At 29.1% G+C, this 4,440-nt stretch carries 4 protein-coding genes; 2 read left to right on the top strand and 2 right to left on the bottom strand.

Annotated features, from left to right (window positions below; genetic code table 11):
* Window positions 1-303 precede the first annotated feature (303 nt).
* Together ACRC28_RS09745 and ACRC28_RS09740 are read left to right on the top strand one after the other, a co-directional pair.
* Window positions 304-1,182 carry a DMT family transporter gene (locus ACRC28_RS09745; protein WP_438543258.1) on the top strand — a complete coding sequence of 293 codons (879 nt, stop codon included), beginning with the start codon at window positions 304-306 and terminating at the stop codon, window positions 1,180-1,182.
* Window positions 1,183-1,392: 210 nt separating this feature from the next.
* Window positions 1,393-2,436, top strand: coding sequence for a zinc-ribbon domain-containing protein (locus ACRC28_RS09740; protein WP_438543257.1), 1,044 nt, complete (start codon window positions 1,393-1,395; stop codon window positions 2,434-2,436).
* Window positions 2,437-2,513: 77 nt separating this feature from the next.
* Here ACRC28_RS09740 and ACRC28_RS09735 read toward each other — a convergent pair whose 3' ends face one another.
* Both ACRC28_RS09735 and ACRC28_RS09730 read right to left on the bottom strand, forming a co-directional pair.
* Entirely contained in the window at window positions 2,514-3,308 is a 795-nt protein-coding gene (locus ACRC28_RS09735) for a TIGR00266 family protein (protein WP_438543256.1), read from the bottom strand.
* Window positions 3,309-3,426: 118 nt separating this feature from the next.
* Window positions 3,427-4,440: DEAD/DEAH box helicase (locus ACRC28_RS09730; RefSeq protein WP_438543255.1), on the bottom strand; the 1,014-nt coding region annotated here is incomplete at its 5' end.

Here is a 4,440-nt window from a genome sequence, read left to right as displayed (position 1 = left end):
ATGTTCTTTTATAATATTGAGGTAAACTGAGCAATAGTCTAGCTTTGGGTCTATTAAAATACCGCTATTCTTACTTGAAACTATTAAATAAGAATAGCAGTCATCAATATCAATTTTTGTAAATTTCATATATATCACCTCTTAGTAATAGTTTCCTTTAAAATAATCCTTTTTATTCCTACATACAAATAATTTCACAAACTTTAATAATATTTTGAAAATAGAAAGTTAATTTATATTTTTATTTTCTTTATCTTAATTTTCTTTTGATACTATAAGCATAAGAAATTTAGGAGGTTTTTTATGAATAACAAGAAAAAAGGAATTTTACTAATGCTTTTATTTGCATTCTCACTTTCTTTAATGTCTGCATTCTTAAAAATTGCAGGACATATTCCAGTTGCTGAAAAAACTGTTTATAGAAATTCTATTGCAGCTCTTTTTGCATTTATATACATAGCCAAAAAATATGGTTTTAAAAAGCGTGAAAAGTTTTTTGGAAACAAACAGAATATTTTAGGACTTTCTTTAAGAACAGTCTTTGGAATTATAGGAATAACCTTAAACCTTTATGCACTTCAATATCTTTTACTTCCAAATGCAACAGTGCTTCAAGATTTAAGCATATTCTTTGTAATAATTTTCTCATACATATTCCTTAAAGAAAGAATTAGACTTATACAAGTTATTTTAATTTGTGTTGGATTTATAGGTGCTATCTTTGTGGTTCATCCTACAAGTGCTAAGTTTTTATTACTTCCTTCTTTAGCTGCTATTTTAGGTGCTGCTATGAATGGAGGAGATAGTGCTACAATGAGATATTTAGGAGATAAATGTGATGCAGTTACATTAGTATTTTTCTATAACTTTATTTCATCAATAATCCTACTTCCTTTTATGATAATCTTTTATAAGCCATTATCATTCCATACAACTATGTACTTAATCCTTGCAGGACTTTTATATATTGTAGTTGAATTTACACTAATTCTAGCTTACAAATATGCACCTGCTCGTGAAATTGCATTATTCAGATATTCAGATGTTATATTTTCAGCTATAATAGGCTTTTTCTTCTTTGGAAAACTACCAAGCTTTATTAGCATTATTGGATATATAATAATTATAATTTCTGCAATAATTCTATTTTTATCAAGAGATTACTCAAAAGCTATGGCTTAAATTAAAAGGCGATTTTTCGCCTTTTTTACACTAATCTATGAATTCAGTGAATTTAATTTTAATTTAATGTCTTACTTATCTTTCCATCTGTTAATATTCTGTTATATATCCATACAATACCCTTTTTCATATATTTTCCTTGTAAAATTTATGCTATCATTCTATTTATATTGAAATTATATATTAAACTTATGAAAAGAAGGTGTTTTTATGTTTTGTAGAAATTGTGGAAATGAATTATCTAATGAAGCCATAATGTGCCCTAAATGTACTGAACCTACAGATTCTATCAATAATCTTAATTATTGTAAAAACTGTGGTGCAAAAACAGAAGAGGGACAAACCATTTGCTCTAACTGTGGTGCTAGTGTAACTAAATTTGGTTTAGAAACTTCTGGTTGGAAAACAAGAGAAATAAAAGATATTGCTAAAAAGATGAGTGTTCGTGAAGATGTTAGAGGAAATATGATATTTAATATACTATATCTAATTCCTGTGATTATTCTTAGTATGCTTCTTTCCTTTGCTAAGCTTGAAGTTAACCCTTATTCAATTTTTCAAAATTCTCTATTAAGCATTATAGAAGCTGTTGTTATGTCAGTTTTCATATATAATGTAACAGCTAAAACTGCTAGAACTATAAAAACTGGTTCTGCTAAATTTGATTTTGAATTTAATGGTGCTAAATGGATTCCATTTCTTATAGTTACTGTAATTATTGGCTTAATTTCTGGTATTCAAACTGCCCTAACTAACCTTGATACTTTATTATCTTGGCTAGGTGGAACTCATTATGGATTTGTATTATTTATTCTATTAATATTACTATTAATACTTGGTGTTATAGCTCCATTTATATACTATGTTTCAGTAGCTAGGGATTTTGATACTGCAACTACCTTTAAAGTTGGTATTAAATATGGATTTAAAAACTTTGGTAAATTACTTGTTTTAGATTTATCATTTATACCTTTAATTTTATTAGTAGTTTTAACTTTAGGAATATTAATGTTCTGGAAAGGTTACTATATAATGCTTTCAGGTTCAGTTCTTTTTGAAAAAATTCTTATTAAAGAAGGTTTTCCATCTGAAACACAGAAAGCTATAGATAACTTAAATGAAACTGTTAATTCTGAGTCAGACTCATTTGTGGATTTAACAAAAGAGCCTTCATCAAATGAGGATTCAAACTTTGTAGATTTATCTAAAGAAAATGACTCATCCGATGAAGAGGATACTAATAAAACTATATAAAATTTAAGCTAAAATGACCCCAGTAGAATTTTCAACCTTTCTACTGGGGTATTATTTTCAACTTTTTTCACTAACACTTATCTATCTTGAAATAAATTTCCAAGCCCACCTAAAATACTTCCCTCTCCAACATCTTTTCCACCTGCTTGTGGTGCTGCTGCAAAGACTTTAGATGCAAGTCTACTAAATGGTAAACTTTGTACCCAAACATCACCAGGACCTGTTACTGTCGCAAAGAATATACCTTCTCCACCAAATAAACTATTCTTTATTCCGCCAACATATTGAATGTCATAGTTAATCTCTCTAGACATTGCAACAAGACATCCTGTATCAACCTTTAATGTTTGCCCTGCCATAAGACTTTTCTTAACTATAGTTCCTCCTGCATGAATAAATGCTAATCCATCACCTTCTAATTTTTGAAGTATAAATCCTTCTCCACCAAAGAATCCTGCTCCAAGTTTTCTTTTAAAGTCAATTCCTACACTAACACCTTTGGCTGCACATAAAAATGCATCCTTTTGACAGATAATCTTTCCATTATACATTCTTAAATCTATTGGAATTATCTTACCAGGGTAAGGTGAAGCAAAAGAAACACTTTCTTTAAATGGTCCATTATTAATAAATGAGGTCATAAAAAGACCTTCTCCACTTATGGCTCTCTTAGCAGCTCCTCCAAGCATACCAAAAAATCCTCCACCACTTTTTTTACTTCCATCTCCAAAGATAGTCTCCATTTGGATATTTTGATCCATCATCATCATAGCACCAGCTTCTGCTATAACTCCTTCTCCATTATCAAGACCAATTTCTACAAATTGCATATCATCCCCATAGATTTTAAAATCAATTTCATCATTATACATATAACCTAACAACTCCTTTTATTTTAAATGCTAAAAATTCAGATGAAGCTAAAAGCTCCACCTGAATTAAATTTCTTTTATTAATAAGTATACCCTAAAAATATTATTTAGAATTACTTTATTTATAATTTTTTATAATTTCTAAATCTCTAACTTCAATAGTCATTTTAATTTCTTCTTCTATTTCATTTAAATGAGCTTTATCTTTATCAGCTATAAACATACATGTATATCCTTTAGCACCTTGTCTTCCTGTTCTACCTATTCTATGAATATAACTTTCTGGTGTCTCAGGACAATCATAATTATAGATATAATCAACACCTGTTATGTCTATTCCCCTTGAAGCTACATCTGTTGCTATAAGATATTGAATGTCTGCATTTCTAAATGATTTCATTATTCTTTCTCTCTTAGATTGTTGTATATCACTATGAATTTTCACACAGTCAAACTTTTGAGCTTTCATATAATCTTCAAGCTCATCTGCACGTCTTTTTGTTCTACAGAAAATAATAGCCATAAAAGGATTATCTTCTCTTAATGCAGAACATAATGCATCTTTTTTCCATCTATCTGATGTAAATACAACCTCTTGTTTTATTTCATCTAAAGTTACTTTATCTTCACTTGTAACAGAAACAACTACTGGGTCATTCATATATCTATAAGCAAGCTTCTTAACTTTACTGTCCATAGTTGCAGAAAAACATAAAAGATTTTTCTTTTTAGGTACTTCTGCCATTATTTTATCTATTTCATTTCTAAACCCCATAAATAGCATTTGGTCAGCTTCATCAAGAACCATAACCTCTAACCCTTTTAAACTTATGTTATTCTTTCCTATGTGGTCTAAAAGCCTTCCTGGTGTTGCTACAACTATATGTACATCCTTCTGCAATTTCTTTAACTGTCCTGCCATATCCTTTCCTCCATATAAAGAAAGAACATTAACATCTTTTCCTTTAGATAACTTTGTGCATTCTTCAGTTATTTGAATAGCAAGCTCTCTAGTTGGAGAAAGTATAAGTGCTTGAATCTTTTTATTTTTTAAATTAATTCTTTCAAAAATAGGTAATAAGAAAGATAATGTCTTTCCTGTTCCTGTTTGTGCTTCTCCTATAACATCTGA

This window comes from Clostridium sp., from assembly GCF_051650885.1.
In the GTDB taxonomy this organism is placed as follows: Bacteria; Bacillota; Clostridia; order Clostridiales; family Clostridiaceae; genus Clostridium.
Note: the sequence above shows the minus strand (reverse complement) of the source record. Positions and strands in the feature narration are given on the sequence as shown.

Excerpts from the sequence above, each read along its gene's own strand:
- ACRC28_RS09740 (WP_438543257.1), top strand. The coding sequence starts at position 1,393 with ATGTTTTGTAGAAATTGTGGAAATGAATTATCTAATGAAGCCATAATG.
- ACRC28_RS09745 (WP_438543258.1), top strand. The coding sequence starts at position 304 with ATGAATAACAAGAAAAAAGGAATTTTACTAATGCTTTTATTTGCATTC.
- ACRC28_RS09735 (WP_438543256.1), bottom strand. The coding sequence starts at position 3,308 with ATGTATAATGATGAAATTGATTTTAAAATCTATGGGGATGATATGCAA.